Below are 16,589 nucleotides of genomic sequence, written 5' to 3'. Positions count from 1 at the left end.
CGGAGCGGACGGTCACTTGTTCGGCGGAGGCCCCTCGATGGGGCGGCCGAGGACACCGGGGCGCTTCTGCCACGGCCGGGGCCCGGCGGGCGGCCGGTAGGCGACGCCGAGGGCGTCGAGTCGCGCGTAATGGGCGGTCATACGGTGTTCGAAGCCGGTGAAGTCCCGTTCCGCGGGGGCGGGCAGCCGGCTCCAGGCCACCTCGGCGAAGGCCGCGAGCCGGGGGAAGGTCTGGTAGTCCACGCGCGCGGTGTCCTCCAGCACCTCGGTCCACACATTGGCCTGAGTGCCCAGCACATGCCGGGCCTCCGCCTCGGTGAGCCCCTCCGGAACGGGTTCGAACCGGTAGACGTCCTCCAGGGTGCGCACGAACCCGATCGGCACCGGCTCGTCCTCTCCCGGCGCCTGACGGTGGTCCAGATACACGTACTGCTCCGGGCACATGACGACGTCATGGCCGGCCCGCGCCGCCGCGATCCCGCCACCGTAACCCCGCCAGGACGACACCGCGGCCCCCTTGGCGAGCCCGCCCTCCAGGATCTCGTCCCAGCCGATGAGCCGGCGCCCGCGCGCGGCGAGCCAGGCGTCGAAGTGGCCGATGAACCACGACTGCAGCTCGTCCTCGTCGGCGAGAGAGAGGTCCGCGATCCGGGACTTGGCGGTCACCGACCCGGTCCACTGCTCCTTGCGGCACTCGTCGCCGCCGACATGGACGAACTGCGACGGGAACAGCTCCAGGACCTCCTCGAACACCCCCTCGTAGAACCGCAGGGTGGTGTCAGTGGGGGCGAGTACGTTGGCGGAGATCCCCCAGTCGTCCCAGACCTCAAGGGTGGTGGTGTCGATGACGTCGGTGTTGCCGAGTTCCGGGTACGCGGCGATGGCGGCCTGCGAATGGCCCGGTACGTCGATTTCCGGGACGACGGTGATATGCCGCTCGGCGGCATAGGCGACGATCTCCCGGATGTCGTCCTGGGTGTAGTAGCCCCCGTGCGGTTTCTCCTCCCACAGCGGGGAGGCCCGGTGACCGAATTTCGACCGTGCCCGCCAGGAAGCGGTTTCGGTCAGTTTCGGATACCGCTTGATCTCGATCCGCCAGCCCTGGTCGTCGGTCAGATGGAAGTGGAAGACGTTGAGTTTGTGCGCGGCCATCAGGTCGAGATAGCGCAGCACCCCTTCCTTCGGCATGAAGTGCCGTGCCACGTCCAGGAGAAGACCGCGCCAGCGGAATCGGGGTGCGTCGCGAATGGTGACGGCCGGGAACTCCCACTCGGTGCGCCCGCTGATCGGAGCGCGCCGGAATGCCTCAGGACCGAGCAGTTGCCGGAAGGTCTGGGCGCCCCAGAACAGGCCGGCCTCGCTCGCACCGTCGATGCGGATCAGACATCCGTCGGCGCACAGCTGGTAGGCCTCCGGGCTGCCGAGTTCGTCCTCGAGCGAGGGGACGATCCGCAGCAGGACGCGGGAGCCGCTGTCGCGGTGCGGGGCCAGCGGCAGCCCGGTCGCCGCGCCGACGGTCGCCCGCAGCCAGCGTGCGACCCGGTCGGTGCCCTCGGTGGCCTCGATCTCGGTGTCCGGGTCGATGACGAGTCCGGTGCCGCCACCGGGCAGCGAGGCCGAAACCCGGCTGGGCGCGGGGATCAGCGCCACATCGGGTTGGGGGAAGAGGGGTGTGTCGCTCATGTCGCCCGCCGCACCTCCACGCCTGCGTTGCACAGAGTGCAACGGCCGTTCCGCTACGCACAACCGAAGACGGAGGTTACAGGTCTCGACCAATCCTGACCAGAGAACACGAAAGCCCCCGGCGCGCGCACGCACACGCACCGGGGGACCTCACGCACCCGGACGGACGCCTACTTGTCGCCGCCCTTGTCGTCGCCGCCGCTGCCCATGGATTCGTAGATCTCCTTGCACATGGGGCACACGGGGTACTTCTTCGGGTCGCGGCCCGGCACCCAGACCTTGCCGCACAGCGCCACGACGGGGGTGCCGTCCAGGGCGCTCGCCATGATCTTGTCCTTCTGGACGTAGTGGGCGAAGCGCTCGTGGTCACCGTCGCCGTGGGACACCTGTGGCGTCGGCTCTACGAGGGTCCCCGTACCAGTCCCGCGCTCGGGCTCGAGAGTGCTCATAGAGCCCAGGGTAATCAACCGCCCGGGGCTGCGGGCCCAGGGCTTGCACAACGGTCATCACTGGCTGTGACACGCCGTTTGCGTCCAGTCCCGCCCGGACACTTCCCGGGCAGGTCAGGGGCGGTTGACTGCGCCCCGCGTCGCCACAACGCCCACGCTCTGGCGCGGATGTTGCGGGAGCTGTTCCGGTCCGCGTGATCAACGAATCCGCAGGACCGGCACACGAAGCGGGATTGCGAGACCCGATTCGCCCTGTCGACGTGCCCGCACTCGGCACAGGTACGTGAGGTATACGCCGGATCGACGCACACCACCGGTACCCCCGCCCGGCGGGCCTTGTACGCGATGAACTGCCCCAACTGCGCGAAAGCCCAGCTGGAATGGGTGGCCCGTTGGGGCTTGTTGAGCCGTACCCGCTCGCGGATGCCCGTCAGCTCTTCCAGGGCGATCCCACGACCGGTGCGCGCTGCCTCGGCCACCACTCGTTTCGCGATCTTGTGATTGATGTCCCTCGCCCGCCGCGCCTCCTTGCTCCTGCGCTTCTTCAAGCGGCGCTTGGCTGAGGCGGTGCTCTTCTTCCGCAACTTGGCGCGCAACCGCCGCTCCCTCACCCGGATGCGGTTGAGCTCCCGCCCGGCCATGATCTCTCCGTCGGACGTCGTGGCGATGTTCACAATGCCCAGATCGATGCCGAGGAAGTCCACCGGATCTGCGTTCAAGGGCGCTTCCGGGACCTCACAGGTGGCATTCAGGAACCACATGCCATCCCGGCACACGAGATCAGACTCACCCCTCCGGTACAGGGCAAGGGTGGCCAGCTGCTCGGGCGCGGCAGTGAACGCCACGTCCTTCACCCGTCCCGACACCGTCCAGATCGACACCCGGCGCTCCGGGATCTGCCAGGACAGCATCCGGTCGTCGTACGGCTGAGCCCCCTCCGGTCGGAAGGCAATCGGCTTCTCCAGAGCCCGCCGGTACCGCTTCGAGCCCGGCCTGCCCAGGTTCCCCGCCCTCAGGCTGGCCTTAAGCGTGGCATACGCATCGCACGTCTTCTTGATCACATGCTGGGCAGCCTGTGCACCCAGCCCCCACCGCGCCTTGATCTCGGTGTAGGTGTGCTCGCGCAGTGCGAAGTTCCTCTGCACACCTTTTTCCCACGCCACACCGCTGGCCCAAGTGGCCGCCTCATTGCAGGCGCGCAGCGTCGCCTCAAGCGCTGCCGCCTGCATAGGCGTCGGCAACAGCGTCACCTGGACCACCAACTTCATGCCGGTGACGCTATTCATCGAAGATGGGCCCGACAGTCGAAAGGACAGGCGATCACTCGAACGAGTGATCCACGCTCGCGGACCCACGTCCACACACGCATCAGTTGAGCGAAGGGTCGTCCGGATACGTGGCCACCATCGCCAGTTCGTTGCGCTGGCGGCGCAGTACCTCGCGCCACAGTCTCTCCGGGGCCGGTGAGGAGACGTCCCCGGGCTCCGACTCGACCACGTACCAGGCGCCCTCGACCAGCTCGTCCTCCAGCTGGCCGGGGCCCCAGCCGGCGTATCCGGCGAAGATCCGCAAGGAGCCGAGGGCCGAGGCGAGCAGTTCCGGCGGAGCCTCCAGGTCGACCAGACCGATCGCGCCGTGCACCCGGCGCCAGCCCAGCGGGGCGAGGTCGCCGTTCGCGCCCCCCGGGATGACCGCGACGCCGAGCGCCGAGTCCAGCGAGACGGGACCGCCCTGGAAGACCACGCCGGGCTCGCCGGTGAGATCGGCCCAGCCTTCCAGGATGTCGCTCACGTCCACCGGGGTGGGGCGGTTGAGGACGACACCGAGGGAGCCCTCCTCGTCGTGGTCGAGAAGGAGCACCACAGCGCGGTCGAAGTTCGGGTCCGCCAGGGCGGGAGTGGCCACGAGCAGCCGCCCTGTGAGCGAGGACACCTCGGTCATGCCAGACATGATCCCGCATCTTCCCCTTCGGTGGGGAGCCAATCGGGGTGCGGGAGTGAACGCAGCTCAGGGTGCACGAGGGCGCCCCGGGCGCACGCCCGGAACCGGTGACCCCATGTGCCCGATAGCGCACGGTTCGTGTTGTGACACACCTATGACGCGACTGGGCGGTCCTTGGGCTTACGGACGGGGGGTGATCGGCGATTACCCTGTCTTCCCGGCCCCCGCGCACAGTGATCGGCCGGCCCCTGCCCAACTCATCGGAACGCGAGATACATGACCGTCAACGACGATGTCCTGCTTGTCCACGGCGGAACCCCGCTGGAGGGCGAGATCCGTGTCCGCGGTGCGAAGAACCTCGTACCGAAGGCCATGGTCGCCGCCCTGCTGGGCAGCGCGCCGAGCCGCCTGCGCAACGTTCCCGACATCCGTGACGTGCGGGTCGTCCGCGGCCTGCTGCAGCTGCACGGCGTGACGGTCCGCCCGGGCGAGGAGCCCGGCGAGCTGGTGATGGACCCGACGCACGTCGAGAGCGCCAACGTGGCTGACATCGATGCCCACGCGGGCTCCAGCCGTATCCCGATCCTCTTCTGCGGCCCGCTGCTGCACCGCCTGGGCCACGCGTTCATCCCCGGCCTCGGCGGCTGTGACATCGGCGGCCGGCCCATCGACTTCCACTTCGACGTGCTGCGGCAGTTCGGCGCGACGATCGAGAAGCGTGCGGACGGGCAGTACCTGGAGGCGCCGAAGGGCCTGCGGGGCACGAAGATCCGGCTGCCGTACCCGTCCGTCGGTGCGACCGAGCAGGTGCTGCTGACGGCCGTACTCGCCGAGGGCGTGACGGAGTTGTCCAACGCGGCCGTCGAGCCGGAGATCGAGGACCTCATCTGCGTGCTGCAGAAGATGGGCGCGATCATCGCGATGGACACCGACCGCACGATCCGCATCACCGGTGTGGACCGGCTCGGCGGCTACACCCACCGCGCCCTCCCGGACCGCCTGGAGGCCGCGTCCTGGGCGTCCGCGGCGCTCGCGACCAACGGCAACATCTACGTCCGCGGCGCCCAGCAGCGCTCGATGATGACGTTCCTGAACACCTACCGGAAGGTGGGTGGCGCCTTCGAGATCGACGACGAGGGCATCCGTTTCTGGCACCCCGGTGGCCAGTTGAAGTCCATCGCGCTGGAGACGGACGTACACCCCGGTTTCCAGACCGACTGGCAGCAGCCGCTGGTGGTCGCGCTGACCCAGGCGACGGGCCTGTCCATCATCCACGAGACGGTGTACGAGTCCCGGCTGGGCTTCACCTCCGCGCTGAACCAGATGGGCGCGCACATCCAGCTCTACCGCGAGTGCCTGGGCGGCTCCGACTGCCGCTTCGGCCAGCGCAACTTCCTGCACTCCGCGGTCGTCTCTGGGCCCACCAAGCTCCAGGGCGCCGACCTGGTCATCCCGGACCTGCGCGGCGGCTTCTCGTACCTGATCGCGGCCCTGGCGGCCGAGGGCACGTCCCGCGTCCACGGCATCGACCTCATCAACCGCGGCTACGAGAACTTCATGGAGAAGCTCGTGGAACTCGGCGCGAAGGTCGAGCTGCCGGGCAAGGCGCTCGGTTAACCCGCTACGACAATGGGGCGGCCCCTTGGCGAAAGGGGCCGCCCCATTGTCGTTGTCCACGCCCGCTGTGGACGCGCCCCGAAGGGGCGCGGGGCTGTGTCGATCTGCGGCTCCGCCGCGCGGGCGCGACCAGCTACAGACGACACGGCCCACGGCGCTCGAACGGAACGGCGCTCAAGCGAGTCGGCGCTGCAAGCGGAGCGCCTACTTGCCCTTGGCGGCTTCCTTCAGCTTGCTGCCCGCGGTGACCTTCACGCTGTAGCCGGCGGGGATGTTGATCGGCTCGCCGGTCTGCGGGTTGCGCGCGGTGCGAGCGGCACGGTGGGTGCGCTCGAAGGTCAGGAAGCCGGGGATGGTGACCTTCTCGTCGCCCTTGGCGACGATCTCGCCGACGGTCTCGGCGAACGCGGCCAGCACGGCGTCGGCGTCCTTGCGGGTCACCTCGGCGCGGTCGGCCAGCGCGGCCACCAGCTCACTGCGGTTCATGTTGTTACTCCCGTGTTTTCTTGCCGTTGGGGTGTGCCACGCGACGATCCGCCCGAGGCACTGCGATGCCGATGCGCTCGCGCCCAGGGACGCATCCTGCCCCTACCTGCGGCGGTAAAGCCAATCCGGCACCCGTAGGAGTCGTGAGAACACCCTGGGGAGTCACACGAAAAGCGCCCGCTCGGCGTCACCCTAGAGGGCGCCCGGCATCGGCTGGTTCCACGACGCGCCGGTGCAGGGGCCGCCGTGGTGATCCTCACAGCCCCTGCACAGTACGGCACGGCGTCACCGGGACGTCGCCCGGGCGCCGCTCCGCCGTCACCCGGCGGAGCGGCATGGAGAAGGCTAGACCGTCGCGCCCGCCGCCTTCGCGGCCTCGCGGACCGCGCCGGCGACCGCGCCCGCGACCTTGTCGTTGAAGACGCTCGGGATGATGTAGTTCGGGTTCAGCTCGTCCTGGCTGACCACGTCGGCGAGGGCCTTCGCGGCGGCCAGCATCATCTCGGTGTTGACGGTGCGGGACTGGGCGTCCAGCAGGCCGCGGAAGACGCCCGGGAAGACCAGCACATTGTTGATCTGGTTCGGGAAGTCGGAGCGGCCGGTGGCCACAACGGCCGCGGTCTGGCGGGCGATTGCCGGGTCCACCTCGGGGTCGGGGTTCGCGAGCGCGAACACGATGGCGCCGTCGGCCATGGCGGCCACGTCGTCGCCGTCGAGCACGTTCGGGGCGGAGACGCCGATGAACACGTCGGCGCCGCGCACGGCCTCCCTGAGGGTGCCGGTCAGGCCCTCGGGGTTGGTGTTGTCGGCGATCCAGCGCAGCGGCGAGTCGGCCGGGGCGTTCACCAGGTCCTCGCGGCCGGAGTGGACGACACCGTGGATGTCGGCGACGACGGCGTTCTTCACGCCGGCGGCGAGCAGCAGCTTGAGGATGGCCGTACCGGCCGCGCCGGCGCCGGACATCACGACCCGGATGTTCTCGATCGCCTTGTCCGTGACGCGAAGTGCGTTGGTCAGGGCGGCGAGGACGACGATGGCGGTGCCGTGCTGGTCGTCGTGGAAGACGGGGATGTCGAGGGCCTCGCGCAGCCGGGCCTCGATCTCGAAGCAGCGCGGCGCGGAGATGTCCTCCAGGTTGATGCCGGCGAACCCGGGGGCGATCGCCTTGACGATCTCCACGATCGCGTCGGTGTCCTGGGTGTCCAGGCAGATCGGCCAGGCGTCGATGCCGGCGAAGCGCTTGAAGAGGGCCGCCTTGCCCTCCATGACGGGCAGCGCGGCCTTGGGGCCGATGTTGCCGAGGCCGAGCACGGCGGAGCCGTCCGTCACGACCGCAACGGAGTTGCGCTTGATGGTGAGGCGGCGGGCGTCCTCGGGGTTCTCGGCGATCGCCATGCAGACGCGGGCCACACCCGGGGTGTAGACCATGGACAGGTCGTCACGGTTGCGGATGGGGTGTTTCGACGCCATCTCGATCTTGCCGCCGAGGTGCATCAGGAACGTACGGTCGGAGACCTTGCCGAGGGTGACGCCCTCGATGCCGCGCAGCTTCTCGACGATCTCCTCGGCGTGGGCCGTGGAGGTGGCCGCGATGGTGACGTCGATACGGAGCTTCTCGTGGCCGGACGCGGTGACGTCGAGGCCGGTCACCGAGCCTCCGGAGGATTCCACCGCGGTGGTGAGCTGCGAGACGGCGGTTCCGCTCGCGGGCACCTCCAGCCGGATGGTCATCGAGTAGGAGACGCTGGGCGCCGTTGCCATGGCCGACTTCCTCTGCTTTCACCGTGTCGCGAGTTGTGCCGTCCGATCGTCGCACCTACCGCGGAGTACGCGGTAGTCGCCCTGGATTGCGGACGTTTTGTTCATGAGCGGTGCATGATTTCGGAAAACCGCTTCCACCATACGAGAAACGATCAGGCAAAGAAAGAGACCCACGTCACTGGGACGTGGGTCTCTCGCACGCATACGACACCGACCCGCCATGCTCGCCTCGCGGCAAGTGGTCCCTCGCAGGGACAAAGGTTGGGCCCGGGGGCTTGGATCGAGCCGGTGCCGCATCCAGGCTAACAAACACCTGCCGAGGACCATTCCCCCTGCGGCGAGTTCACAGAAAACTCAGTCCCGCAGCAGGTCCGGTACCCCGGCCGCGTCCGGCTCGTCCCGGTCCCCCGACAGCACCGTCAGCTGCTGGGTGGCCCGGGTCAGCGCCACGTAGAGCACGCGCAGGCCGGCCGGGGACTCGTCGGCGATCTCCGCCGGCGAGACGACGACCGTCGCGTCGTACTCCAGGCCCTTGGCCTCCAGGCTGCCGAGCGCGACGACCCGGTCGCCGAGCCCGGCCAGCCAGCGCCGGGCCTCCTCGCGCCGGTTCATGGCGACGACCACGCCGACCGTGCCGTCGACCAGGTCCAGCAGCCGCTCGGCCTCCGCCCGCACGGTCCGCCCCAGGGAATCCCGTACGACCGTGAAGCGCGGCTCGACCCCGGTGGACCGCACGGCCCTGGGCGACTCGGAGCCGGGCATGGCGAGCGCGAGCACCTTGGCGGCCAGCTCGGCGATCTCGGCGGGGTTGCGGTAGTTCACGGTGAGCTGGAAGCGGCGCCGGGGCCGGGTGCCGAGGGCCTCGTCGCGGGCCTCGGCCGCCTCGTCCGGGTCGGACCAGGAGGACTGGGCCGGGTCGCCGACCACCGTCCAGGTGGCGTGCCGGCCGCGGCGGCCGACCATGCGCCACTGCATCGGCGTGAGGTCCTGCGCCTCGTCCACGATGACGTGCGCGTACTCGGTGCGCTCCTGCGCGAGGCGCTCGGCCCGCTCCCGCTGGGACTCCTCGCGCACCGGCATCAGCTCCTCCAGGCCGGTGAGCTGGTCCAGCGGGTCGAGCTCGCGCTTCTTCCGCGGCCGGGCCGGGGCCCCGAGGATCGCCTGGAGCTCGTCCAGCATGGCGATGTCGTGCACGGAGTACCCGTCCCGCTTCAGCGAGCGGGCGACCCTGCGGACCTCGCCGGGGTTGAGGATCCGGCGGGCCCAGCGGCCGAGCCGCTTCTCGTCGGCCATGGCGGCGAGCACGGCCTTCGGGGTCAGCTCGGGCCACCAGGCGTCGAGGAAGGCGAGGAAGGCGTCCTCGGTCGTGACGTCCTCGTCGAAGGAGGAGCGCAGCTGGGCGGCCAGCTCGGGGTCGGTGTGCCGGGCCCCGGCCCCGGACTTGGCCCACAGCGCGTCCAGCAGCAGCTTGCGGGCGCGCGGGCGGAGCAGGTTGACCGGCGCGGTGCCGCCGAGGGCAGCGCGGCGGATACGTTCCAGCTCCTCCGACTCCAGCTCCAGCCGGCGTCCGAAGGCGACGACGCGGAGGCGGGACGGCGGTCCGTCGAAGGCCCGCGGCCCGGTGTCCTCGTCACCGGCGGGCCGGGGGGCGGGCCCCAGTTCCAGGGCGCCCCGGGCCGCCTTCCGCAGCACCTTCAGCATCCGGTACGAGCCCTTGGCGCGGGCCACGGAGGGGGAGTCGTACAGCGTGGCCTCGGCACCGACGGCGTCCACGGCGAGTGAGCCGATCGCGCGGATCGCGACCTGGCCCTCCTCGCCGAGCGAGGGCAGCACACCCTCGGTGTAGGCCACGAGCAGCGGGGTCGGGGAGACGATCAGGATGCCGCCCGCGTACCGGCGTCTGTCCTGGTAGAGCAGGTAGGCGGCGCGGTGCAGGGCGACCGCGGTCTTGCCGGTGCCCGGGCCGCCCTCCACGTACGTGATCGAGGCGGCGGGGGCGCGGATGACCAGGTCCTGCTCGGCCTGGATGGAGGCGACGATGTCCCGCATGGTGTGGCTGCGGGCCTGGCCCAGGGCGGCCATGAGGGCGCCGTCGCCGATCACGGGCAGCTCACGGCCGTCGAGGTAGGCGGTCAGCTCGGGCCGCATCAGGTCGTCCTCGACGCCGAGCACCCGGCGCCCCTTGGACCGGATGACCCGGCGCCGTACGACCCGCCCCGGGTCCACCGGAGTGGCCCGGTAGAAGGGCGCGGCGGCGGGCGCCCGCCAGTCGATGACCAGCGGCGCGTAGTCCTCGTCGAGCACGCCGATGCGCCCGATGTGCAGGGTCTCGGCGATGTCGGCGGTGTTGTCCTCCCGCACGGCGCCCTCGGCGGGCTCCACGGCGGTGTAGGCGCCGTCGGGTCCCTTCTTGCCGTCCTTGCCGAGGAGGAGGTCGATGCGCCCGAAGAGGAAGTCCTCGAACTCGTTGTTCAGCCGGTTCAGGTGGATGCCGGCCCGGAAGACCTGCGCGTCCCGCTCGGCCAGCGCGCCCGGGGTGCCGACCTGGCCGCGCTTGGCGGCGTCGAGCATCAGGAACTCGGCCTCGTGGATCTTCTCCTCCAGCCGCCGGTACACCCGGTCCAGGTGTTCCTGCTCGACGCTGATCTCTCGGTCACGGACGGAGTCGTGTGCGTCGTGTACCGAGCCGACCGCGGACTGCTGAACCTGAGCGGCCACCTGGCCCCCTTCTGACGTGCTGGGCAGCCGTCAACCGTACGCGAAGGGGACCAATGAAAGCTACGGGGCGGCAGTTCCCCAGGGGCGCGGGGCCGCGTCGACATGCGGCTCCGCCCCGTGGGCGCGACCAGCCACAACCGGCCCGCAGGCGAGCAGGGCCAGGACGCACCCGAACCGGGACCCGGCCAAGCCCGCCGCAGGCACTACGCGTCGACTTGCACCAGCTTCTTCCCCTGGAAGGTGACGACCTCGAAGTGGTCGATCTCGTTCGGCTTGAAGGCCGCCGCGCCGCCGATGTAGAGCGGTTTCCTGGACTCCGGCGTCTTCCCGTTCGGGATGCCGTAGCCCCAGTTCGGCACGGACCAGGACGACATCGTCACGCGCTGCCCGTTCTTCGCGACGAGGACCAGTGAGCACTTCAGCGGGCCCTTGGCGTTCTTCAGCTCCAGGACCGTCTGGGTGCCCCAGTCCTTCTGGGCCATGGCGACGGTGGCGCTGATCCGGGACGACGGGTCCGTGGCCGACTTCTTGTCGGGCATGGCCTCGAAGGTCGTCTGCGCCGAGGACGCGGTGACCTGCCCGCCACCGGAGCCGCTGTTCACCGCCACCGCGGCCAGCGGCCCGGCGATGATCAGCGCGGCGGCCGCCGCGATCATGTAGAAGCTGCGCCGGCGCTTCTGGGCGCGCTTCTCCGCGACCTCGTCGACCAGCTTCTCCACGATCCGCGGGCTGGGCTTGGCGGACAGCGACTCGCCGATCGCGGGGGTGCTGCCGGAACCCGGCAGATCCGCGAGGGCGGCCAGCATCGGCTCCATCCCGGCCAGCTCGTCCAGCTGCTGGGCGCACCACTCACAGCCGGCGAGGTGCGCTTCGAAAGCGGTTGCCTCGGCGTCGTCGAGAATCCCGAGGGCGTAGGCGCCGACGGTCTCGTGCTCGCTCGGCACCGAAGATCCCGATTGGGGGTTCATGGGCCCAGACATACCCGGACCACCTGCACCGAATCCCTGCATTCCCCCGTAACCACTGCTCATCACGCCGTCACCCCCCGCTCCTCCAGTGCCAGCTTCATCGATCGCAGGGCGTAGAACACCCGAGAGCGCACCGTGCCGCTGGGGATACCCAGCGTCTCGGCCGCCTCATTGACCGTACGCCCCTTGAAGTACGTCTCGACGAGGACCTCCCGGTGGGCCGGGGTCAGGTCGTCGAGCGCGTCCGACAGCGTCATCAGCCACAGCGCCTTGTCGATCTCGTCCTCCGCGGGGATGACCTCCAGCGGCGACGGATCGACCTCCTGCGGCCGGGCCTGCCGGCTGCGGTGGCCGTCGATGACGATGCGGCGCGCGACCGTCACCAGCCAGGGGCGTACCGAACCGGTCGCCCGATTGAGCTGACCGGCGTTCTTCCAGGCACGGATGAGCGTTTCCTGTACGACGTCCTCGGCGCGCTGCCGATCACCGGCGACCAGCCGCAGGACATACGCGAGCAGGGGTCCGGCGTGCTCTCGATACAGCGCACGCATCAGCTCCTCATCGGGTTCCGAGGGCTGTGAGGACATGCGATGTCGGGCCCTCGATCCACGTTCATTGGCCACGGCCGCATCCTTGCGCACGCCCACCTCCGGTGTCCGGGGGTTCCCCCAGTCGGTCGCTCGCCCACCCGTACGGAAGGAAGCGGCGCTGTGTTCAAACGGAAGTGACAGTTTTCTCGTGGGTGACGTCACGAGCGGGACATGCGACCACAATCCGACCACTTGATCTTCACATTTCAGACACACCGCAGGGAGGGCTGCGGGATGCCCGTGTACGGCCCAACCAAACCCGGTGTTACGGAAATCACGCCCGCGCGAGCGCGGCCCGCCGCCGGTGCCGGGCCACCCGCTCCCGGTTCCCGCAGACCTCACTGGAACACCACCGCCGGCGCCGCCCCCGGGAGGTGTCGAGGTACACGAGCGGGCAGTTGTCACCCTCGCACTCCCGCACGGCCGCCCGCGCGGCGGGGTCGGTGAGCAGTTCCACGGCGTCCCGCGCGACGAGCGCGAGCAGCCCGGCACAGGTCGGCGGGTCGGCCAACTCCCTGGTGAGCCCGCCGTCTCCACCACGTACGGCACGCGGGACGGGGGTGGCGGCCTGGGCCACCTCATTGACCCGCCGGAGCGCACTCTCGTACGACGGCGGCGTGTCCGGCGCACGCGGGGTGCGCACCAAGATCCCGATGTGGGCGCGCAGTTCCCGGAACCCGACGAGCCAGGAGGCGTCGGCATGCCCGAGCGCCGTCCCCTCGGGCACGAGCCCCACCCCGCCGATCCACGCGCACAACGCCTCGACGCCGTCCAGGCGTTCGGCCGGATGCGTGGTCGCGAGGAGATCGAGACAGATCCGTCCGGCGTCGAACCGTGGCTCGTACGGGGGTGTGACCGAACCCAGTGCCATGTGCCTGTCACCGCCTAGGCAGGAAGCGGGGCTGTTCTCCGAGGGGTTCCCCTCTTCACAGTGCCTGCCCGGAGCGGCGGCCGGAACCCCTCGGCTCGGATGGTCTACTGCTCGGCCGCCGCGGCGGTGATCACCACTGGTGGGGCGGTTTCCGGATCGGTGACGGCCCGCTGGAGCGGGGCGCCGGGAAGCCCCTGTGGTTCGAGGTCCGCGGCAGGCAGTACAACTCGCCGTAAACCAGGCGGAGTTATCGTGAGCGGATGACCGACACTCCTCGCGAAGTCTTCCTGAAACTCGTGCACGGCGTCTGTGAAGAGCGCTGGGCGGACGTGGTGGACCTGTACGCCGAGCACACCGATGTCTCGCACCCCTTCCACCCGCTGGGGGCGCCGCCCATGCGCTCCCGCGACGAGCTGCGAGCCCACTTCGGCGGGGGGTCACAGCCCTACCAGGGTCCGACCCTGCGACGCCGGCCGACCCGGATCAACGTCCACGAGACCACCGATCCCGAGGTCGTCGTGGCCGAGTTCCAGTACGAGGGCGTCGTGGTGGAGACCGGCGAGCCCTTCACCATCCCGGCGGTCTTCGTCCTCCGCGTCAGGGACGGGAAGATCGTCGAGTCCCGCGACTACCTGGACCACCTGCGCTCCGCCGCGGCCCGCGACCACCTGCCCGAGGTCCTGGACGCCATCCGCGACCACCACGCCAAGCCCCCCGCCACCGAGACCGCGGCATCCCGCGCCCAGCGGGCGTGATGGGCAGGTCTGTTCCACGCCCCCGCTCCGGCCACCCGTCTGACCTGCGCCGCCTGCCGGAGCCCGGGGAACGGAACTGCCGATCGCACCCGCCATCGCCCCTACGCGTCCGCGTACTTCGCGTCCGTCGCGGGGTCCAGGGCCAGGCGGTAGCCGCGTTTGACCACCGTCTGGATCAGCTTGGGGGCGCCCAGGGCCGTGCGGAGCCTCGCCATCGCCGTTTCCACCGCGTGTTCGTCGCGGCCCGCGCCCGGCAGGGCGCGCAGGAGGTCCGCCCGCGGCACCACCCAGCCGGGGCGGCGGGACAGGGCCCGGAGCAGGGACATTCCCGCCGGGGGGACCGGCTTCAGGGCGCCGTCCACCAGGACCGCGTGGCCCCGGATCTCCACCCGGTGGCCGGCGATCGGCAACGCGCGGGCGCGGGCCGGGAGTTCCTGGCACAGGAGCTGGACCAGGGGACCCAGGCGGAAGCGTCCCGGCTGGATCGTGTCCACCCCCTGGGCCTGGAGGGGGAGCGCCGTGACCGGACCCACGCAGGCCGGGAGGACGTCGTGGGCGAGGGCCGACAGCAGCTCCTCCAACAGGCCCCGGGTCTCCGCGCGGGACAGCAGGGAGGCAGCGGCCGGGGCGCTCGTGAAGGTCAGCGCGTCCAGGGAGCGGGAGACCGTCGCGTCCAGCAGGCGGTCCAGCGGGGTGATGTCCTCCGGCGGCATCCAGCGGTACACCGGGACCGGGACCACCTCCGCTCCCCCGGCCCGCAGGGACTCCACGAAGCCCGGGAGCGGCTCGCCGTGCAGCTGTACGGCGATACGGCGGCCGTCCACCCCCTCCTCCAGCAGGCGGTCCAGGACCTCGGCCAGGGATTCCGAGGACGGCGACCACGCCTCCGTCAGGCCGGCCGCGCGGATCGCGCCCTTGACCTTGGGGCCCCTGGCCAGGAGTTCGGCGCCGCGCAGCCCGCCGAGCAGCTGCTCGCCGAGGCCCCAGCCGTCGGCGGCCTCTATCCAGCCCCGGAAGCCGATCGCCGTGGTGGCCACGACCACGTCGGGCACCTGGTCGATGATCTCCTTCGTCGCGGCGAGGAGTTCGCCGTCGTCGGCCAGCGGCACGATGCGCAGGGCCGGTGCGTGCAGGACCGCGGCCCCGCGCCGCTGGAGCAGGGCGCCCAGCTCGTCGGCCCGGCGCGCGGCGGTGACGCCCACGGTGAATCCCGCGAGCGGACCGTGCTCGACGGCTCCGGGTTGCTGATCTTCGTCGTACATGGGGGCCTCTCCTGGCTGACCGGCGCGCGAACCGAGCCTGTCAACGGCGCGTGACAGGCTCGGTTCGGCTTCATTGCACCGGTGTTACGTCACACTTCCGCGTAGCTGAGCTGCGCCTTTGTCTCCGAAGCCGCCATTGCCACGGTCTCTCGCGCCGGGCGGCGAAGGTATACGGCCCACGTCACCGCGAAGCAGACGCCGTAGAAGGCGAGGAAGGCGACGAACGCTCCGGTGCCGGTGCCGTAGGACAGGAAGGACTGGCGGAAGGCGAGGTTGATGCCCACTCCGCCGAGCGCGCCGACCGCGCCGATCAGGCCCATGGAGGCGCCGGACAGCCGGCGGCCGTAGGCCACCGCGGCCTCCCCCTCCAGGCCCTTGGCCAGGGCCTTCGCCTGGAAGATGCCCGGGATCATCTTGTACGTCGAGCCGTTGCCGAGGCCGCTGAGCACGAACAGGACGACGAAGACGGACACGAACACCGGCAGCGACTTCTGCTGGCTCGCGGCGATCAGGACGCCGGTGGCGGCGGCCATGGCGACGTAGTTCCACAGGGTGATGCGGGCGCCGCCGAAACGGTCGGCGAGCCGGCCGCCGAGGGGGCGGATCAGGGAGCCGAGCAGCGGGCCGATGAAGGTGAGGTACGCCGCCTGCAGCGGGGTGCGGCCGAACTGGATCGTCAGGACCTGGCCGAAGGCGAAGCTGTAGCCGATGAAGGAGCCGAAGGTGCCGATGTAGAGGAAGGACATGATCCAGGTGTGGGCGTCCTTGGCGGCGTCCTTGGCCGCGCCGGTGTCGTTCTTCACGGAAGCCAGGTTGTCCATGAAGAGGGCGGCCAGCACCGCGGCCACGACGATCAGCGGGATGTAGATGCCCAGCAGGACCCGCGGGCCGCCGCTCGCGCCGATGACCGCCAGGGCGACGAGCTGGATGACGGGCACGCCGATGTTGCCGCCGCCCGCGTTCAGGCCGAGCGCCCAGCCCTTCTTCTTCAGCGGGAAGAAGGCGTTGATGTTGGTCATGGAGGAGGCGAAGTTGCCGCCGCCGATGCCGGCCAGCAGGCCGACGACGAGGAACGTGGTGAAGGACGTGCCCGGTGTCATCACCGCGAAGGCCGCGATCGTCGGGATGAGCAGCAGGCTCGCCGAGATGATCGTCCAGTTGCGGCCGCCGAAGAGGGCCACGGCGAAGGTGTAGGGGACGCGTACGACCGCGCCGACGAGGGTGACCATCGAGGTCAGCAGGAACTTGTCGGCGGGCGTGAGGCCGTACTCCGGACCCATGAACAGGACGAGGACGGACCACAGGGTCCAGATCGAGAAGCCGATGTGCTCCGAGAGGACGGAGAACCAGAGGTTCCGGTTGGCGATCCGCTCTCCGGTCGCTTTCCAGAATCCCTCGTCCTCCGGGTCCCAGCGCTCGATCCAGCGGCCGCTGCGACGGGTTGGGGCTGTTGGGGCTGGGGCTGTCATCACGCCTCCACGGGGGCTC

At 70.4% G+C, this 16,589-nt stretch carries 14 protein-coding genes; 2 read left to right on the top strand and 12 right to left on the bottom strand.

From position 1 onward, the window contains the following. Nucleotides 1-12: 12 nt before the first annotated feature. The 4 genes from ACZ418_RS00345 to ACZ418_RS00330 form a co-directional block, all read right to left on the bottom strand. Nucleotides 13-1,683 (bottom strand): beta-N-acetylhexosaminidase, encoded by a 1,671-nt coding sequence (locus ACZ418_RS00345; RefSeq protein ID WP_468354583.1) that lies wholly within the window; start codon nucleotides 1,681-1,683, stop codon nucleotides 13-15. Nucleotides 1,684-1,853: 170 nt separating this feature from the next. After that, the gene (locus ACZ418_RS00340; RefSeq protein WP_143638399.1) at nucleotides 1,854-2,132 is read right to left on the bottom strand and encodes a DUF3039 domain-containing protein; all 279 of its coding nucleotides are present in this window, start codon (nucleotides 2,130-2,132) and stop codon (nucleotides 1,854-1,856) included. Nucleotides 2,133-2,146: 14 nt separating this feature from the next. Next, a complete protein-coding gene (locus ACZ418_RS00335) occupies nucleotides 2,147-3,400 on the bottom strand; it encodes an RNA-guided endonuclease InsQ/TnpB family protein (protein ID WP_468354579.1) in 1,254 nt (417 codons plus the stop codon). 100 nt (nucleotides 3,401-3,500) lie between these two features. Next, the gene (locus tag ACZ418_RS00330) at nucleotides 3,501-4,073 is read right to left on the bottom strand and encodes a YqgE/AlgH family protein (protein WP_351809234.1); all 573 of its coding nucleotides are present in this window, start codon (nucleotides 4,071-4,073) and stop codon (nucleotides 3,501-3,503) included. Nucleotides 4,074-4,349: 276 nt separating this feature from the next. On the opposite strand from ACZ418_RS00330, the gene murA reads away from it, so the two are divergent. Further along, complete coding sequence (gene murA, locus ACZ418_RS00325) at nucleotides 4,350-5,690, top strand: UDP-N-acetylglucosamine 1-carboxyvinyltransferase (RefSeq protein WP_468354575.1); 1,341 nt, start codon at nucleotides 4,350-4,352, stop codon at nucleotides 5,688-5,690. Between the two features lie 204 nt (nucleotides 5,691-5,894). Here murA and ACZ418_RS00320 read toward each other — a convergent pair whose 3' ends face one another. The 6 genes from ACZ418_RS00320 to ACZ418_RS00295 form a co-directional block, all read right to left on the bottom strand. Beyond that, nucleotides 5,895-6,176 carry an HU family DNA-binding protein gene (locus tag ACZ418_RS00320; protein ID WP_023550134.1) on the bottom strand — a complete coding sequence of 94 codons (282 nt, stop codon included), beginning with the start codon at nucleotides 6,174-6,176 and terminating at the stop codon, nucleotides 5,895-5,897. A gap of 345 nt (nucleotides 6,177-6,521) precedes the next feature. Continuing rightward, on the bottom strand, nucleotides 6,522-7,937 hold the full coding sequence (locus tag ACZ418_RS00315; RefSeq protein WP_468354570.1) for an NAD-dependent malic enzyme: 1,416 nt from the start codon (nucleotides 7,935-7,937) through the stop codon (nucleotides 6,522-6,524). A gap of 354 nt (nucleotides 7,938-8,291) precedes the next feature. Next, complete coding sequence (locus ACZ418_RS00310) at nucleotides 8,292-10,655, bottom strand: HelD family protein (RefSeq protein ID WP_468354567.1); 2,364 nt, start codon at nucleotides 10,653-10,655, stop codon at nucleotides 8,292-8,294. 203 nt (nucleotides 10,656-10,858) lie between these two features. Continuing rightward, a complete protein-coding gene (locus tag ACZ418_RS00305; protein ID WP_468354564.1) occupies nucleotides 10,859-11,635 on the bottom strand; it encodes an anti-sigma factor family protein in 777 nt (258 codons plus the stop codon). Between the two features lie 50 nt (nucleotides 11,636-11,685). After that, complete coding sequence (locus tag ACZ418_RS00300) at nucleotides 11,686-12,270, bottom strand: sigma-70 family RNA polymerase sigma factor (RefSeq protein WP_030167252.1); 585 nt, start codon at nucleotides 12,268-12,270, stop codon at nucleotides 11,686-11,688. Nucleotides 12,271-12,487: 217 nt separating this feature from the next. Next, complete coding sequence (locus ACZ418_RS00295; RefSeq protein ID WP_468354559.1) at nucleotides 12,488-13,084, bottom strand: CGNR zinc finger domain-containing protein; 597 nt, start codon at nucleotides 13,082-13,084, stop codon at nucleotides 12,488-12,490. 260 nt (nucleotides 13,085-13,344) lie between these two features. Here ACZ418_RS00295 and ACZ418_RS00290 point away from each other — a divergent pair, with 260 nt between their 5' ends. Beyond that, nucleotides 13,345-13,839: a nuclear transport factor 2 family protein gene (locus ACZ418_RS00290; protein ID WP_468354555.1), complete on the top strand. Its 495-nt coding sequence runs from the start codon at nucleotides 13,345-13,347 to the stop codon at nucleotides 13,837-13,839. A 101-nt stretch (nucleotides 13,840-13,940) separates the two neighbouring features. Here ACZ418_RS00290 and ACZ418_RS00285 read toward each other — a convergent pair whose 3' ends face one another. Beyond that, nucleotides 13,941-15,101, bottom strand: coding sequence for a uroporphyrinogen-III synthase (locus ACZ418_RS00285; RefSeq protein ID WP_468354552.1), 1,161 nt, complete (start codon nucleotides 15,099-15,101; stop codon nucleotides 13,941-13,943). Between the two features lie 89 nt (nucleotides 15,102-15,190). Next, entirely contained in the window at nucleotides 15,191-16,570 is a 1,380-nt protein-coding gene (locus ACZ418_RS00280) for a nitrate/nitrite transporter (protein WP_468354549.1), read from the bottom strand. Nucleotides 16,571-16,589 lie beyond the last annotated feature (19 nt).

It is taken from the genome of Streptomyces sp. NPDC030820, assembly GCF_055572075.1.
Note: the sequence above shows the minus strand (reverse complement) of the source record. Positions and strands in the feature narration are given on the sequence as shown.